Origin of the sequence: Dyella flagellata (genome assembly GCF_030160275.1) — a bacterium.
GTDB classification, from domain to species: domain Bacteria; phylum Pseudomonadota; class Gammaproteobacteria; order Xanthomonadales; family Rhodanobacteraceae; genus Dyella_B; species Dyella_B flagellata.
The window spans coordinates 1-14,844 of record NZ_BSOA01000039.1; the positions used below are offsets into that span (position 1 = coordinate 1).

Annotated in this window: 17 protein-coding genes and 1 tRNA gene; 12 read left to right on the forward strand and 6 right to left on the reverse strand. The window is 60.1% G+C overall.

The window, feature by feature from the left end; translation table 11 throughout:
• Window positions 1-98 precede the first annotated feature (98 nt).
• Window positions 99-428 carry a hypothetical protein gene (locus QQJ96_RS16020; protein ID WP_284333028.1) on the reverse strand — a complete coding sequence of 110 codons (330 nt, stop codon included), beginning with the start codon at window positions 426-428 and terminating at the stop codon, window positions 99-101.
• Between the two features lie 244 nt (window positions 429-672).
• On the opposite strand from QQJ96_RS16020, the gene mobQ reads away from it, so the two are divergent.
• From mobQ to QQJ96_RS23620, 6 genes are all read left to right on the forward strand, one after another.
• A complete protein-coding gene (mobQ, locus tag QQJ96_RS16025) occupies window positions 673-1,884 on the forward strand; it encodes a MobQ family relaxase (protein WP_284333081.1) in 1,212 nt (403 codons plus the stop codon).
• A 3-nt stretch (window positions 1,885-1,887) separates the two neighbouring features.
• Entirely contained in the window at window positions 1,888-2,202 is a 315-nt protein-coding gene (locus QQJ96_RS16030; protein WP_284333029.1) for a hypothetical protein, read from the forward strand.
• Window positions 2,199-2,468 carry a hypothetical protein gene (locus QQJ96_RS16035; protein ID WP_284333030.1) on the forward strand — a complete coding sequence of 90 codons (270 nt, stop codon included), beginning with the start codon at window positions 2,199-2,201 and terminating at the stop codon, window positions 2,466-2,468. The genes QQJ96_RS16030 and QQJ96_RS16035 overlap by 4 nt, the downstream gene beginning before the upstream one ends.
• 210 nt (window positions 2,469-2,678) lie before the next feature.
• Window positions 2,679-2,915 (forward strand): hypothetical protein, encoded by a 237-nt coding sequence (locus QQJ96_RS16040; protein WP_284333031.1) that lies wholly within the window; start codon window positions 2,679-2,681, stop codon window positions 2,913-2,915.
• Between the two features lie 948 nt (window positions 2,916-3,863).
• Entirely contained in the window at window positions 3,864-4,163 is a 300-nt protein-coding gene (locus tag QQJ96_RS16045; protein WP_284333032.1) for a hypothetical protein, read from the forward strand.
• Window positions 4,164-4,196: 33 nt separating this feature from the next.
• Window positions 4,197-4,481 carry a helix-turn-helix domain-containing protein gene (locus tag QQJ96_RS23620; protein ID WP_404649112.1) on the forward strand — a complete coding sequence of 95 codons (285 nt, stop codon included), beginning with the start codon at window positions 4,197-4,199 and terminating at the stop codon, window positions 4,479-4,481.
• Between the two features lie 421 nt (window positions 4,482-4,902).
• Here QQJ96_RS23620 and QQJ96_RS16050 read toward each other — a convergent pair whose 3' ends face one another.
• Window positions 4,903-5,166 (reverse strand): helix-turn-helix domain-containing protein, encoded by a 264-nt coding sequence (locus QQJ96_RS16050; protein ID WP_284333033.1) that lies wholly within the window; start codon window positions 5,164-5,166, stop codon window positions 4,903-4,905.
• Window positions 5,167-5,424: 258 nt separating this feature from the next.
• Between QQJ96_RS16050 and QQJ96_RS16055 the strand changes: the two genes are divergently transcribed.
• A complete protein-coding gene (locus tag QQJ96_RS16055) occupies window positions 5,425-6,417 on the forward strand; it encodes a hypothetical protein (protein ID WP_284333034.1) in 993 nt (330 codons plus the stop codon).
• 260 nt (window positions 6,418-6,677) lie between these two features.
• On the opposite strand, the gene QQJ96_RS16060 is transcribed toward QQJ96_RS16055, so the two are convergent.
• The 3 genes from QQJ96_RS16060 to QQJ96_RS16070 all read right to left on the reverse strand — a co-directional run bounded on the left by QQJ96_RS16060 (window position 6,678) and on the right by QQJ96_RS16070 (window position 8,854).
• Entirely contained in the window at window positions 6,678-7,187 is a 510-nt protein-coding gene (locus QQJ96_RS16060) for a hypothetical protein (protein ID WP_284333035.1), read from the reverse strand.
• The gene (locus tag QQJ96_RS16065; RefSeq protein ID WP_284333036.1) at window positions 7,184-8,296 is read right to left on the reverse strand and encodes an AAA family ATPase; all 1,113 of its coding nucleotides are present in this window, start codon (window positions 8,294-8,296) and stop codon (window positions 7,184-7,186) included. Before QQJ96_RS16065 ends, QQJ96_RS16060 begins: the two co-directional genes overlap by 4 nt.
• 481 nt (window positions 8,297-8,777) lie before the next feature.
• Window positions 8,778-8,854, reverse strand: a tRNA-Pro gene (locus QQJ96_RS16070).
• Between the two features lie 162 nt (window positions 8,855-9,016).
• Here QQJ96_RS16070 and hisS point away from each other — a divergent pair.
• The 3 genes from hisS to QQJ96_RS16085 all read left to right on the forward strand — a co-directional run bounded on the left by hisS (window position 9,017) and on the right by QQJ96_RS16085 (window position 12,797).
• Window positions 9,017-10,390: a histidine--tRNA ligase gene (gene hisS / locus QQJ96_RS16075; protein ID WP_284333037.1), complete on the forward strand. Its 1,374-nt coding sequence runs from the start codon at window positions 9,017-9,019 to the stop codon at window positions 10,388-10,390.
• Window positions 10,391-10,561: 171 nt separating this feature from the next.
• On the forward strand, window positions 10,562-10,858 hold the full coding sequence (locus QQJ96_RS16080; protein WP_284333038.1) for a GIY-YIG nuclease family protein: 297 nt from the start codon (window positions 10,562-10,564) through the stop codon (window positions 10,856-10,858).
• A gap of 46 nt (window positions 10,859-10,904) precedes the next feature.
• Window positions 10,905-12,797, forward strand: a complete 1,893-nt coding sequence (locus tag QQJ96_RS16085; RefSeq protein ID WP_284333039.1) for an HAL/PAL/TAL family ammonia-lyase — start codon at window positions 10,905-10,907, stop codon at window positions 12,795-12,797.
• Here QQJ96_RS16085 and QQJ96_RS16090 read toward each other — a convergent pair.
• A complete protein-coding gene (locus tag QQJ96_RS16090; RefSeq protein WP_284333040.1) occupies window positions 12,794-13,429 on the reverse strand; it encodes a DUF998 domain-containing protein in 636 nt (211 codons plus the stop codon). The genes QQJ96_RS16085 and QQJ96_RS16090 overlap by 4 nt on opposite strands.
• 189 nt (window positions 13,430-13,618) lie before the next feature.
• Here QQJ96_RS16090 and QQJ96_RS16095 point away from each other — a divergent pair, with 189 nt between their 5' ends.
• Together QQJ96_RS16095 and hisG are read left to right on the forward strand one after the other, a co-directional pair.
• Window positions 13,619-13,954, forward strand: a complete 336-nt coding sequence (locus QQJ96_RS16095) for a YerC/YecD family TrpR-related protein (RefSeq protein WP_284333041.1) — start codon at window positions 13,619-13,621, stop codon at window positions 13,952-13,954.
• Window positions 13,951-14,844 (forward strand): ATP phosphoribosyltransferase, encoded by an 894-nt coding sequence (gene hisG / locus QQJ96_RS16100; protein WP_284333042.1) that lies wholly within the window; start codon window positions 13,951-13,953, stop codon window positions 14,842-14,844. Before QQJ96_RS16095 ends, hisG begins: the two co-directional genes overlap by 4 nt.

Genomic DNA, 14,844 nt, shown 5'->3' on the forward strand with positions numbered 1-14,844 from the left:
TCACCCCCGCACCGATACGCCGTTACATTTTGACGCCCAAAGCAGAATAGATCAGAGCATCCTTAGTGATACCCGTCTCACGTATATAAATACTGGTGCTATTTTTCATCGGTTGACTCCTCTGACTGGTGGGTGCTGGCTGGTCTGATTGCGTCCAAAAAGCTGAGTGCAGCAGTGCGCTCATTTTCTCGGGTCAAGTGCTCTTCCAAGATGGTGCGAAGAGAGTCGATCCGTTTGGGTGTTGCTAGCATCGCTCGCTCCAAAGCGACTCCCCAGAGCATCAAGGCTCTGTTTCGAATTGCACGTGCTTCGCCTGTTCGTCTTGCCTTTTCTCGTGCCTCGCGCGCTTGTTGCTGTGCCTTCAAGGCAGCAAGTTTCGCGGTGGTCCGGTCGATTTTGGCCTGTAGTGAGTTGTTTTGTTCGCTCATCGTGTATCTCCGGTATATCTACAATATGTCCGCAATTTCATTTAGATATATAGGCGTCTAAATGGTTGCAATTACGCTATCTCCGGAGACATTATGAGGTCAAGCTTTTGCTCCCCTGCGGCCGCCAAAGGCGAGCAAGGGCGCACTTACGACTTGGCTTCGCCAAGTCCGTGCGGCCTGCCGGCGGCAGAAGCGAAAAGCAAAGCCAGAGCCAAGATCAAAAAACGAGCGCGCCGCTATCGCTATCTATCACGCCACGACCAAGCCGCTTAGCCGTTCCACCGGACGTTCGTCGGTGGCGGCGGCGGCTTATCGCGCAGGAGTGAAACTCGAAGACCAGCGCACAGCGCAGGTCTTCGATTTCACCCGCCGCTCTGGGGTGGTGGCTACGACTATCTTGGCGCCGGCCGACGCGAGCCAATTCGCTCGCGACCGTGCATCGCTTTGGAATGCGGCCGAGGCGGCCGAGAAGCGGAAGGACGCGCGCACCGCGAGGGAGTGGGTCCTCGCGCTGCCGTCCGAGTTGGGCGCCGAGGAGCGCGCCGACCTTGCCCGCGATTTCGCCGGTGTGTTGGTTGAGCGCTTCGGAGTGGCTGTTGATGTGGCGATTCATGCGCCGTCGCGGGGTGGCGATGATCGTAATCATCACGCGCACCTCCTTTGCACAACGCGCATGATCGGGTCGGACGGGTTAGGCGAGAAATGCGCGCTAGAGCTTTCTGACACGAAGCGTAAAACGCTCGGCCTTGATTCTGCTGCGGATGAAATCGCTGCGCTCCGCGAGCGTTGGACTGTGCTGGCCAACGCCGCGTTGGAAAAGGCTGGTAGCGCGGCACGGATCGATCACCGCTCCTTGCTTGCCCAACAGGATGCCGCGTTTGAGCGCGGCGACCTAGCCGAGGCCATCGCGCTCGATCGTCCGGCGCAAGTTCATATTGGCGTGCATGCTACGCAGATGGATCGCCGCGCCGGGCAGATTGTCAGTCGGCGTGGCCGGATGCATGAGCGTGCTGTGGCGCTGGCACGCCACGTGGTCAATTCGGCGGCACGCTGGGCGCATGGATTGATCGATGCTATGCGGCCGGAAGCGGAGGCATTGGAGTGCGCCGAAATCAGCAGGGTTCAGGTGGCTGACCCCGGGCCGGATACAGCGAACGACATGCCTGCGTCGGCCGCGTCGCGGCCGGCTAACGGCATCGATCTGGGTGCGGAGCGGCGCAGGCGGGAAGATGCCGAGAAGCAAAAGAGGAAAGACGAAAACCCACTTGCTGACCTCATCCAGAAGTGGCGGACGAGGGCAGGCGATGCGCGATCGAAACCTGATGAGTCAACTCAAAAAAAGGAGAAAGCCAAGATGGCTAGACCGAACGAAGGCGTGGCCGACGCCTCAAGGCAATCACAGCCGCAGCATCGGCAGGAGCGCGACCGTGACGGCGGTCCTGAGGTGAAGGGGTGAGCCATGGGCGAGAAAAATGAATACAAGGCATTTACACGCAATGATCTGATCGATTGGGTCCCGGATGGTGATCGGCAAGCGATGGCTTGGAACCGCTTGCGCCAAGTCTGCATCGAGTTGCGCGTGAAGGTGCCAACCATGCAGGAAATCAAAGAAATGAATCAGGACTTGAATCGCGATTTTTTAGCGTTTCAGGAACAGTGGGATAAAGACCGGACGATGTTCGGCGAGGAGTTTTCCGCGATCGTGATTTGCGGGGTGGATGATGGCGATGACGTGGTTTTCGTGCAGTTCGATGCGGGATATAGGCTCGGATGATGACGAGCGGCCGCTGCATGGAAGGCACTGCGCTGCGCGACGCCGTCGAAGCGGCTGCAGAGAAGAAGATCGATGCCGAACAGGAGCGACGGTGCAGTGATGCCGAGAACAAGGCCGAGCGGGCAGCGGCCGAGGCCGCTCCGACGGAGTTACAGTGCTGCGAAGCACGGGCCGATATGGAAGAGCAGGGCAGCGATTTACATCAAAGGCGATCGCAGTTCGCTCGGTATCAGCGGATAGACGACGATAAAGACATGGATTTCTAAGCGGCTTGCCGTGATGCGTGAACATCACGGCAAGCCTTCAACAACACACCTAACGAAAGGTAAGCAAATGACACAAGCAAGCGAAGTGAATGACTCGGCGGATTGCCCACCCGATGTACTGGCTGCGCTGCTCGCGGCCGCTGATCGTGTTCTAGCCCGCTACAAAACCAAGGCGGCCCGTCGACGTTGGCGGCGGCGTGAGGTGGTCTGATGCTGCTGTTCCTCATGTTTTGGCTGTTCATCTGGCTCTTCAGCGAGGACATTGGCGAGTTACATGACGCGCTGGGCTTCATTGAGGGGGTCATGGGCGACGATCAATCAGCCCAACCTGTGTACGCCCAAGACCACCTCGCATCGTCGGCGGTCCTTGCCGCCGTGATAACGGCGGCTCTGATTTTGCTTATCAAGGCAGGCGCTGCAGGTAGGGGTGAGAAGAGTGATAACTAACGGTCCGGCTTACCCGTGCTCTGATTGGTCTTGTTGACTGCTGGGCTGGTAATTGGTGCGCGCATGATATGCACATGGTGCCTACATGGTGCGAGGATAGTATTTAGATGATGCGAGTTTAATGCGCAGATGGTGCGCGCTCATGGTGTGCGCATGGTGCCTACATAGTGCGAATATGGTATTTAGATAGTGCATGTTTAATGCGTAGATGGTGTGCACTTGGTGCGTAATTAGGAATATAGAATAAAAATAATCATATGTTTGGATATTTAAAGATTATCAAGAGCTTTTTTACGACGGGGTTTGATATAATGGAGCTATGCCATCGATCCAGCCCCGTCGCGCTGCTCGACCTCACGCTCGTCGCCCCCGAAAGGCGGACGATGTGGCCCGTTTGTTTGCGTTTCCTCAGCCGTGGAAGGACGTTCGGCTCGCTTACTGTGTCCTTCGGTGTCTCGCTTTAGCCCTTGCAGGCTGGGGACTCTGGTATAGGTCGAGCCACGGACTCGGGCTCGACTCGGTGACTCTGGGCGCCACGATCGGCATGTCGGTTTTCGGGTCATTGCCGCCGTCGGTCTTACGCGACGTTGTTAATTGGGGTGCACCAGTGTCAGCGCGCCTCATTGCGGCAAGCACTCCCGCTCCGTCCGAGCGCCCAGAAATTCGAGCCGCCGAAGTTCGTGCATTGGCTTTGCTAGCCGCGACTTGCGTCACTGCAGCACAGGCCGCTCAAGATCGCGCCCGCACCATCGTGGCGCGCATGCTGGCCGCCTTGGCGGCCGTCACAATCATGATTCAGCCTCGCCTTGCCACCTCACGGGTGGCTGCTTACGCCGCATCCAGCGCAGCGTAAGCCAGACCATTTCTATCTCTGGCCGCTGCGCGCGTAGCGCGGCGGCATTCTTTGCGCGCGTTCCGCGCGGCGGCCTCTCTCAGCGAGGCAAGATCATGCAGTCCAATCCTGTTTTTGCGACGCAGTCGCGCCGCCTGGTCACTCCAGCGGAAGCTCTCTACGCCCCTGAATTCTTGGCGTTGCCGCCGCCTGCCAACCCGGCTCGAGCGGCCGGCCTTCGCATTGCCCGCCATCGGTTTCCGCTGCCGCTGGTCAAGGTTGATGGCAGAAACATGGTGAGGGTGGAGGACATTCACCGATTCATTGACGCGCTGTGCCCCAGCGATCCCAAGCCTGAACCCCAGCCGCGTCGCCGACGGGGGCGGCCCAGGAAGGTGGAGGTGAAACATGACTAAGTCCCAACTCCAGGAAGCGAATGGGGGTGGGCTATGAGCGTTAAGGCTTCTCACTGGGCCTGGCAGCAAGCGCTTCCACCAGCCCAAAAAGTGGTGTTGCTAGCCTTGGCTGATCACTCCGACGACAACGGCAAGTGCTGGCCTAGTGTCAGGCTACTGGCCGCGAAATCGTGCTCATCCACGAGGACGGTCCAGCGAGTGATCCGCGCCCTGCAAGACGCAGGATTGGTCAGTGTGAAGAGTCAGCCCCGACCGGGGAGCAACGCCCAGACCAGTAACCTGTATACCCTGGCATTATCGATACCCCCGTCAAATTGACAGGGGGCAATTTGCCAGGGGGACCCTGACATCAGTGTCATGGGAGCCCCCTGCCAAAGCTGTGTCACCCCATAGAACCATCATTACTAACCATCACTAAAACCCAAAGCACGGTCGATGACGTGCGACGGCTACGCCGTCGCGCGGCATTGACCCGCGTGGCCTTCGGCCACGCAGGTAGAACACCGCTCCGGATCTACTTTAGCGATACGCGCGCGAACCGGACGCGCTGATGGACGATGGCCTACGGCCACCGTGTGGACGGCTAAGGGACAGCCCGTGGACGGCCGAGAGCTGCCGCCCACCGCCTGCCCCTTACCCGACCACACTTCGCCCATCACCGCGCCGTAGAAACGCTTCTGGGGTGGTAGGGAAAAGCACCACAAACAGTGATAGAAATTGAGAGGACACAAAGTGCGCCTTACCGCGACCGTTTGGGCACGACGCCAGGCTTCCGTTCCACATGGTGAGTAGGCGGTTCGAGGAGTTCAGCCGGCGAGACTCCAAGGGTGTCGGCCAACTTCACAATATTGAGCAACGCGATGTTGCGCAGTCCTCGCTCCACGCCACTGACATAGCTGCGAGCCAAGCCGCTTTGCAGGGCCAGGTGTTCCTGTGACCACTGTCTGCGCTTTCGAACCTCGGCGAGCCGAAGCCCAAATTGCACGCGCGGATCGGTCGGCATCGCCATCTCCTTGGGGAAGGACATGGATGCTAGGTGCGCTATTCACTATCAGGCCACGCTCTATAAGATCACGCACTATAAGTGACATATCCATGGTCATTAGCTACATTGGCCACTATGCGTGACGTCTGCCGGCTGCACTAAGGGTGCGGGCTGATGGCTTCGGATCTCACGCGGAGGCGGTCGCCTCCCTGATTGGCGGCCTATTTGTCACTGACATCGTGATAGGAGCAGGGAAAAATGGCTTCGAACAGGAACATGTTGTTGTTGGCTGTCGTGGCCTCAGGTGCTTTGGGACTGAGTGCTTGCGGAGGTGGGAACAACCAGGGAGAGGCTCGTGGCGATACATCGCTTAACCATGACGCGTCTACACCGCACATTGCCACGACAGAAGACCGGGATAGGGCCATCGCGAAGATGCGCGCCGTTGGCTTTTGGGATGTGCACGGCATGAAGGTGGTGATGAATTCAGACACAGGACAAAAGCTTGACTACCAGTGCACAGTGCAGTTCGTTCCTACTGCCATGTCCCAATATGACCATCAGGGTATTACTCATGTCGTTGATCTTCCCGATATCGGTGTAAAGAGGAAGGATGACAACACAATGGTCTTCAAGGCATCGAGCGCACAAGCTGCGAATCGCGTTATTGAGGCTGGTGGCCGTGGCATGACACGAGCGATGTGCGTTCCTTCGAGCGAGGATCTGCTGGACGCCCAAGATTTCACGCACTCTTTGTCGGATTTTGTGAACCTGACGAGCATCAACATCGAGCAAGCCAAGGCGTATTGGTATGCTTACTCAGGGCAGACCATCGATTACGAAGGCATCGCAGGGAATATCGCCGGTGGCGATGTATTCCAACACCGGAGCGCGGTCGCTGCGAAGAAGCCTATATTCGACGGCGAGGTTGCCAATGCCAAGGCGCATCCCTACGTCTTCTTCAACATCGTCAATGGCCTTCAGCACTACGACCTGGTGCACAAGGCGTTCCCGACCACGCTTGAGTTCGGCAACTCCTCATTAGGGCAGTTTGTTTTCACACCGAATGCCACGTTTGACAGCCTGCCGGTTGCCGACGAAGGCAAGGCGCGAGAGATTGAGAGCTACGTGACGCACATTCAAGTGTCGACCGCTGTGTACGGAAAGATCGTGCGCGCCGAGAGCAATGGGCGTCTTGTCGTAGTTCCGATGGTTGTGCAGTTCAAGCAGAGTGATAAGGTCATCGGCTCGATTACCGCGAACCTGTAATTTGTAACGCGTTACATAATGGTGTCTATCCGGAGGGACTTGTCCCTCCGTTTTTTTGCTCTCGCCACGTCCATCGTTGGTATGCACGGAATTTCCGGCCCGTGCGCTCTCTAAGCTTCTGGTCATGACCGCTTGTGATCCCAGGGGGGCACCGGAGGGCTGGTTGCGGCCGGTAGCCTCGTGCTGGTTACGATGCTGGTGTGTTGATCACAATCGAATGATTCGATTGATCGGTGCTAGAGTGCGGATTCCGGTCAGAGCTATGGCGTGAACAGGAAGGGCTTGACCTGGGTCACCAACCGGTTCAATTCAATCGCGTTGTGCTGCAAGTGCGCGTGTTGCCAGAGATTCTGGGCAGGCGGAGGCGCACAGTCATCCGACAGTTCACGGCCTAACTGCTCAAATGACTTGCCGTGATTGAAGGCAGCCTTCAGTTTCTCGGGTTCATGCAAGCAGCCCAGCAGATAGATGCGATTTGAAACGTCGGGGATCATGGCTGCCTTGTGTTTCTCGTAGAGAGCCCAGCGATCGGCAAATTGGTCGTCGAAATCGATGAGCAACAGAAGGTGTCGTTTGCCGAAGTCGGTAATCTCCCGAATCGTCGCTGGGTCGGTCAAGGTGTCCAGAACGAACTTCCATCCGCCGGCAGGCGGGAGCACTTGCAGCCTCCGCGGCTGCAGCGAGTGATGCTGGTTCATGCCATTGATCAGTTGTCGGTTGGCATCGTCCTCTACAAGCACCTGCAGGTGATCGAGATACTTGTTGCTCATGAGGCCAGCTCGCCAGAGAGCAATGTCCGAATTAGGTCGCCCCGCACCTGTAGATCGGCCAGTGGCCGGATACCCGAGGGTTCCAGATGGCCCTGCCGGTCCAGCACCCAGGTGTTGTCGTCCGAGAAGCTGCGAATGGTTTCCGCGTTGTGCGATGTGATGATGACCTGCCCGCCTTTGTCGAAGGCGCGCCTTAGGGCCACCGCAAACTGGCGCACCTCGGCCATAGACAAATGGCTGTCCGGCTCGTCCCAGAACGCCAACAGAGGGCCGTATGCCTTGTTGGCTGCTATCAGGACTGCTCCAAGGAAGAGGCACTTCTCGCCATCGGAAAGTACGTCGAAATCCAGTTCCAGGTGGCCTGCTGGCGGCGTGCGGAAGTCAACCATCAGCGTCTTGGCATCACGACCAATGGGCACGTTGCGGAACTGGTGTAGGTCAGGCAGCACGTCGCGCAGATAGCTCACAATGTCGTTGTAGGCCGCCGGGTACTGGGCCAGTAGCCCAGCCATCCAGTCGCCAAAATTTCCGCCATCGGCCAACGGCTGCAACGACTCGTCCTTCGAATCGCCCGTCATCATCGAAGGTACAGGTGCCAGCAGCACCATGCCGGCCAGCCATTCGCGGAGGGTGGACAGCGTGCGGCTAAACACAGGGTCTTGGATCACATTCAACGCGATTACATGCCAGTCGATACTGAACTGCGCCCCTACCTTGTTGCCGCGGGGGGGGATGCTCACCTGAGCCTGGTGGCGCGTGTATATCTCTTGGCCGTCTAAGTGCAGCGATTCTTCGAGTACACGAAACTCCTTGAATCGATCGGGCAATTCAAGCGCCAGCGTGTAGACATACAGGCGGTCGGCTAGGCGGACCTCGATCGAGAAACGTATTGGCACATCCTTGCGACCCTGCGTGCAATCGGCAGGCTTAACGAGTTCGCCAGTTCGCGTCACACCGCGGCCTATGCGCTGCAGCACGTTCAAGGCCTTGGCGAGTGTGGACTTGCCGCTACCGTTCTTACCTATCAGCAGCACCGAAGGTGCGCCACCGGGCTTGAACTCGAAGTTCTCTAGGCAGCGGAAGTTGTGGATGTACAGACGTTCGATCATGGTGGAAGTCGTCTTGGAGGAGGCGGGGCTAGTGTGCCTGAGTGCATCGTACACACTTTAGAGCGCACCGCTCAGGCGCTGTGCTAGTGAAATAAGTTACGGCAGATTTGGTTCGTTTCCGGTGGCGGCAAACACCCTGATGCTGACGGTCGCGGCTCAAACGCGAGCGGCAGCTTCTGGTAGATACAAGACCCAGTAGACATCTACCGGCTATCAACACCAGCGCCGTGTTCAAGCATTGCCGGAACGGTGTTCAGGCACCACCGGCACCCGCACTAGAGCCAGGGCGATAGTTGGTGCGACACGTGGTGGGCAGGGATAAGGAGCTGCGGATGACGGGACATTTTCAGGCCGTAGAAGCGGATATACGGTAGGTATGCCGCAGATATGTACGGGACATTTTCGGGACACATGGGTACAAAAAAAGCCCGCTTTCTAGGGCGGGCTTTTCATGAACAGGCGACGTAAGTGCCTGATTTTTTGGTCGGGGTGACATGATTCGAACATGCGACTTCTACGTCCCGAACGTAGCGCTCTACCAGGCTGAGCTACACCCCGCGGGAGCCGCGTATCTTAACGGTCCCGGCTGAGCTTGGCAACAGGTGCGGCGGTGGTCGACGGCGGCACGGCGCCCGTGCCCGGCGCAGGGGCAGGCGGGTGCATCTGTTACCCTATTGGGCTGTCGTTCCGCGACGTTTCCACCCTTAAGCAGAGGATTCCATGGCGCTTACCCAGGCCCGCACCATGCCCGGCGTGCTCGAGCTGCTGCCGCTCGACCAGATTGCTTTCCAGCGCATGCTCGACGTGATCCGTCGCAACTACGAGCGCTTCGGCTTCCTGCCGGTGGAGACGCCGGTGATCGAGTATTCGGACGTGCTGTTGACCAAGACCGGCGGCGAGACCGAACGGCAAGTGTATTTTGTGCAGTCCACCGGCTCGCTGGAGCAGGGGGAGAAGCCCGAAATGGCCTTGCGCTTCGACCTTACCGTACCGCTCGCCCGCTATGTGGCCGAGCACGAGCACGATCTCAGTTTTCCCTTCCGCCGCTACCAGATGCAGCGGGTATACCGTGGCGAACGTGCGCAGCGTGGGCGCTTCCGCGAGTTCTACCAGTGCGACGTCGACGTGATCGGCAAGGACAGCCTGTCGATCCGTTATGACGCCGAAGTGCCGGCGGTGATCTATAGCGTGTTCCGTGAGCTGAACATCGGCGCGTTCACTATCCAGCTCAACAACCGCAAGCTGATGCGCGGCTATTTCGAAAGCCTGGGCGTGACCGATCCGGAGCAGCAGACGCTGGTGCTGCGCGAGGTGGATAAGCTGGACAAGCGCGGCGCCGATTACGTGCGCGACACGCTTACCGGCGAGGCCTTCGGGCTGAGCGCCGAGGTTGCGCAGAAGATCCTCGATTTCGTGCAGGTGCGTTCCACGTCGTTGCAGGATGCGCTCGCCAAGCTCGATGCGCTCGGGTCCGGGCCGGAAGTGATGGAGCAGGGCCGTGCCGAGCTGAAAGAAGTGCTGGGCCTGATCCGCGATTTCGGCGTGCCGGAAACGCACTACGCCTTGAATCTGTCGATCGCGCGCGGCCTGGATTACTACACCGGCACGGTCTACGAGACCACGCTGAACGACCATCCGCAGATCGGCTCGATCTGCTCCGGTGGCCGCTACGAGAACCTGGCCGGCCAGTACACCAAGTCGCACCTGCCGGGCGTGGGCATTTCCATCGGCCTGACGCGCCTGTACTGGCAGCTGCGCGATGCCGGCCTGATTCACACCGCGCGCAGCACGGTGGACGTGCTCGTCACGCAGATGGATGCCGCGCAGTTGCCAGCCTACCTGGCGGTGGCCAGCGAACTGCGTACCGCCGGCATCGCCACGGAAGTGGTGCTGGACGGCGGCAAGCTCGGCAAGCAGTTCAAGTACGCCGACCGTGCGGGCATTCGCTTTGTGCTTGTGCTGGGTGAGGACGAGCTGGCGAAGGGCGTGGTGACGGTGAAGGATCTGCGCCGCGAGGATCAGTTCGAGGTGGCCCGGACGGAGCTGGTGAAGACGTTGCGGGTGGAGCTGGAGCAGGCAGCGGTGATGGGGTGAAGCTGGCGGAGTTGCGCCTCAGCCCTCCTTGCCGTCATTCCCGCGCAAGCGGGAATCCATTTTAAGGATGCGGCAAAGGGCAGGATGGATTCCCGCTTGCGCGGGAATGACGGCCTTGAGGGATATGGGCATTGCTCCAGGGATGTCGATCACGGATGAATGGAGGCATGGATGGCTTCACGGCAACCCGCCGTTTACATCATGGCTAGTGCCGAGCGCGGCACGTTGTATGTCGGCGTAACAGGAAATCTTAAGTTTCGCGTATGGCAGCACCGCGAGGGTTTGGTTGATGGCTTTACCAAACGCTACAGCGTAAAGCGGTTGGTTTGGTTTGAGTTCCATCCCGATTTCCCTTCTGCGATAGCCCGCGAAAAGCAACTGAAGAAATGGACCCGCGCATGGAAGCTCGAAATGATTGAGACCGCCAACCCCGCATGGTGTGATCTCTGGGAAAATGTGCAGGATTGAGCCACCAATTTCCGCTTGTGCGGCATGAAAACACGTTGGAGCCTTTGTGAAACAGACTATTCTCCTCGACGGCAACAGCCTCAGCCGGCAACAACTCGTTGCCGTTGCGCGCCACGGCTACGGTGTGCGGCTCGATCCGGATCAACTCACGCGAGTGCGGCGCACGGCGGATTTCCTGGCGGAGAAGGTGAGCTGCGGTGAGCCGACCTATGGTGTCACTACCGGTTTCGGCAGCAATGCGGACAAGTTGCTGGGCGCTTATCGTTTGCGTGACGAGCTGCCCGGCGGCAATCCGCACAAGCCCGAAGGCACCCTGCTGGAAGAGCTGCAGCACAACCTGATCACCACTCACGCGGTGTGCGTGGGCAAGCCGTTTTCCACCGAGGTGGTGCGCGCGCTGCTGGTGATCCGCATCAATACCTTGATGCGCGGCCATTCCGGCATTCGCGTGGAGACGCTGGAAGCGCTGACGGAACTGCTCAATTGCGAAGTGATTCCGGTCGTGCCGGAAAAGGGTTCGGTGGGCGCGAGTGGCGACTTGGCGCCGCTATCGCATCTGGCGATTGTGCTGCTAGGTGGAGGCGAGGCCTTTTACCAGGGCGAGCGCCTGCCGGGCGCGGAAGCGCTGCAGCGCGCCGGCCTCAAGCCGATCCGCCTGTCCTTCAAAGAAGGCCTGGCGCTCAACAACGGCACGGCGCAGATGCTGGCCACCGCAGTGCTAGCGCTCGATACGCTGGAATATCTGCTCGGTGTGGCGGATCTCGCCGCCTCGATGACCCTGGACGCCTTTGCCGGCCGCAGCGGCGCCCTGCGCCCGGAAGTGCATGCGCTGCGCCCGCACCCGGGCCAGGTGCAGACAGCGGACCACGTGCGTGACCTGCTGGCCGGCTCCACCCTGGTCGATATCCCGTACCACCTGGTGCCGCGCTTCCGCCCCTGGAGCACCGAGGCATGGAGCAAGCCGGAAGATCAGGCCCTGAGCTTCGACATCGGCTGGGACTGGGTGCCCGCCAACCAGCGCCATGGCCGCGAGGCGTTCTACAGCCGCTTCCTGCCGTTCAAGGGTGGCAAGAAGCATCAGCCGCAGGATGCGTATTGCTTGCGCTGCATGCCGCAGGTACATGGGGCGGTGCGCGATGCCTGGGCGCAGGCCTGCCGCATCATCGATATCGAGTTGAACGCGGTCACCGACAATCCGCTGATCTTCCCGGACAACACCGACGCCAAATACATCGAGGAACAGGTGATTTCCGCCGGCCATTTCCATGGCATGCCACTGGCGCTGGCGATGAGCTATGTGAAGGCAGCGATTCCGGTGCTGGCCTCGATCTCCGAGCGCCGTCTCAACAAGCTGGTCGATCCGGCCACGAACGACGGCCTGCCGGCCTTCCTGACCGGCAATGAGGATGGCACCGATTCGGGCTTCATGATCGTGCAGTACACGGCCGCTGCGCTGGTGAACGACCTGGCCACGCGTGCCCATCCGGCCAGCGTGTATTCGGTGCCCACCAGCGCCAATGCCGAGGATCACGTATCCATGGGCGCCAACGAGGCGCGCCACGTGCTGGAAATGACCGAAGACTTGAGCCACGTGCTGGCGTTGGAGCTGTACACCGCCGCACAGGCGCTGGACTATCGCCAGGAAATGCTCAACGCCGCCCGCCGACTTGCGGCGCAAGGTGACTGGCAGGCGCTGGCTTCCAAGGTCAGCAACGCGCCGCGCGAAGACCATGCGCATTACGCGCAGTTCGCCGAGGAAGTAAAGCAGCTCACCGCCGCGCTGGCGGAAGTGGGCGAATTCCACGCTGGCGAAGCGGTGCGCAAGGCGTACGAAACCCTGCGCAAGCAGATCGGCTTCATGCATCGCGACCGTGCGATGGATGGCGATGTGCGTACCGTGTGCGAGCTGGTGCAGCAGCGGGTGTTCGCGGGCGCCTAAGCACGCCCGCGCAAACGCTGGGTCGCGCGCAGCAACTGACGTGCGGCCCAGCCTAGCCATAGCAGTATCAGTACGATCGCCAGCTTCTGCATCAGTCCGTGTGGGAGCTTGGGCAGGAACATTTGCAGCCACAGCACGATCGTTGCCAGCCACGCGAGCATCCGGCCGGCAAAACGGCTTATGCCCAGGCGGGCATCGCGACGCCAGCGGCTGGAAAGCAGCAGCATGCCGAAGCTCAGCATCAGAAAGGTCGACTGCGCCGCCAGGCCGTGAATCAGGCCGGCCAGGTTTTCATGCGCCGTGCCTTTGAAAAGCTCGGTGGCCGCCACGACGGGTAGCAGCACGCCAGGCACGGCAAACAGCACCAAGGCCAGGCCGCTGCGCAACGGCGGCGGCGTTGCACGATACGTGCTCAGGGCGAAGAACAACAGCGCTACGCCCATCAGGTAATACGTCATGCGGACGTAGGCGCCACCGGAACCGGTGAGATAGATGCTCAATGGTACGGCAACGGGATCCAGGTCCGCGCGCCAGAACTGGGCAGCTCCGCAAACGACAGCAAAGGCGAAAACTGCAACGATCATCAGGTGAGCGGCAGGGCGCACCGCCGGGGAAGCAATTCCATAAGTCATAACGTCTCCTTGTCGGGGCGGGGTACCGCCCTGCTGGACATCATACCCGCTGCCTTGCGTAGGCTGGGATGACAATCCCAGCACCTGGCCACCCGCGAGGAAGCTGGGATTGTCATCCCAGCCTACGGCTTGCGCACGTCACCGCCGACCATTACAATGCGTTCCACTGTATTAACGTGTTAGTACATTATGAAGCGCCGATCGATCGACCCCGAAACCCCGGAAGAGTCCGCCAGGCTCAGCCTGTGCCGCGCCTTGCTGTCGCTGAAGAACGCGGAAGAGATGAATGCCTTCCTCAATGACCTGTGCACGCCGGCCGAGCTGGAGGTGCTGGTGGATCGCTGGCGGGTGGTGCCGTACTTGCTGGAGGGCGTGTCCTACCGGGAAATTCACGAGCGCACGGCGGTGAGCATCACCACCATCGGGCGCGTGGCGCGCTATCTCAACCAGGGTAGCGGCGGCTATCTTGCGGCGGCGGCGCGTGCGTCGCGAAGCCGTGCGGCGGTAAAGAGGGCTCGCGCATGAAGCCGAGGGACCGCCTGCGCATCGCCATGCAGAAATCCGGCCGGCTGACCGAGCCGGCGCTGGATCTGCTCAATCGCTGCGGGCTCAGCTTTCGTCAAAGCCGCGACAAGCTGTTTTGCTTCGGTGAAGGCGAGCCGGTGGATCTGCTGCTGGTTCGCGACGACGACATCCCGGGCTTGATTGCCCAAGGTGTCTGCGACCTCGGCATCGTTGGGCGCAACGTGCTCAACGAGTTCAAGGGCACGGCCGGCAATGGCGCTGCATCGTTGACGGAATGGCGCTCGCTGGGTTTCGGTCGCTGCCGCCTCTCCATCGCCGTGCCGCAGGAAATGAGCTACGGCGATCCCAAGGACCTGCATGGCTTGCGCATCGCCACTTCATATCCCGGCCTGCTGGGTGTCTGGCTAAGGGAGCAGGGCGTAGACGCCGCCATCCTTACTTTGGCCGGTTCGGTGGAAATCGCGCCGAAGCTTGGCACCGCCGACGTGATCTGCGATCTGGTGCAAAGCGGCGGCACGCTGGTCGCCAATCAGTTACGCGAGACGGATGTGCTGCTGCAAAGTGAAGCCGTGCTGGCCGGTCCTGAAGCCCTGCCCACGGACGAACGCGGCGACATGATCGAGCTGCTGCTCAAGCGGCTGGACGGTGTGATCCAGGTACGCGAATCACGCCTGCTGCTGCTGCAGACCTCGCGCAACACCCTCGATGCGGTAACTCGCCTGTTGCCCGGCGGCCCGCAACCCACCTTGTTGCCCGTGGCGGGACAACCCGATCAGCTGATGTTGCAGGCACTATGTGCCGGCGAGGTGAGCTGGCGGCAACTGGAAGAAATCAAGAAGGCCGGCGCACGCGAGATGTTCGTGCTGCCGGTCGAGAAGATGCTTGCTTGA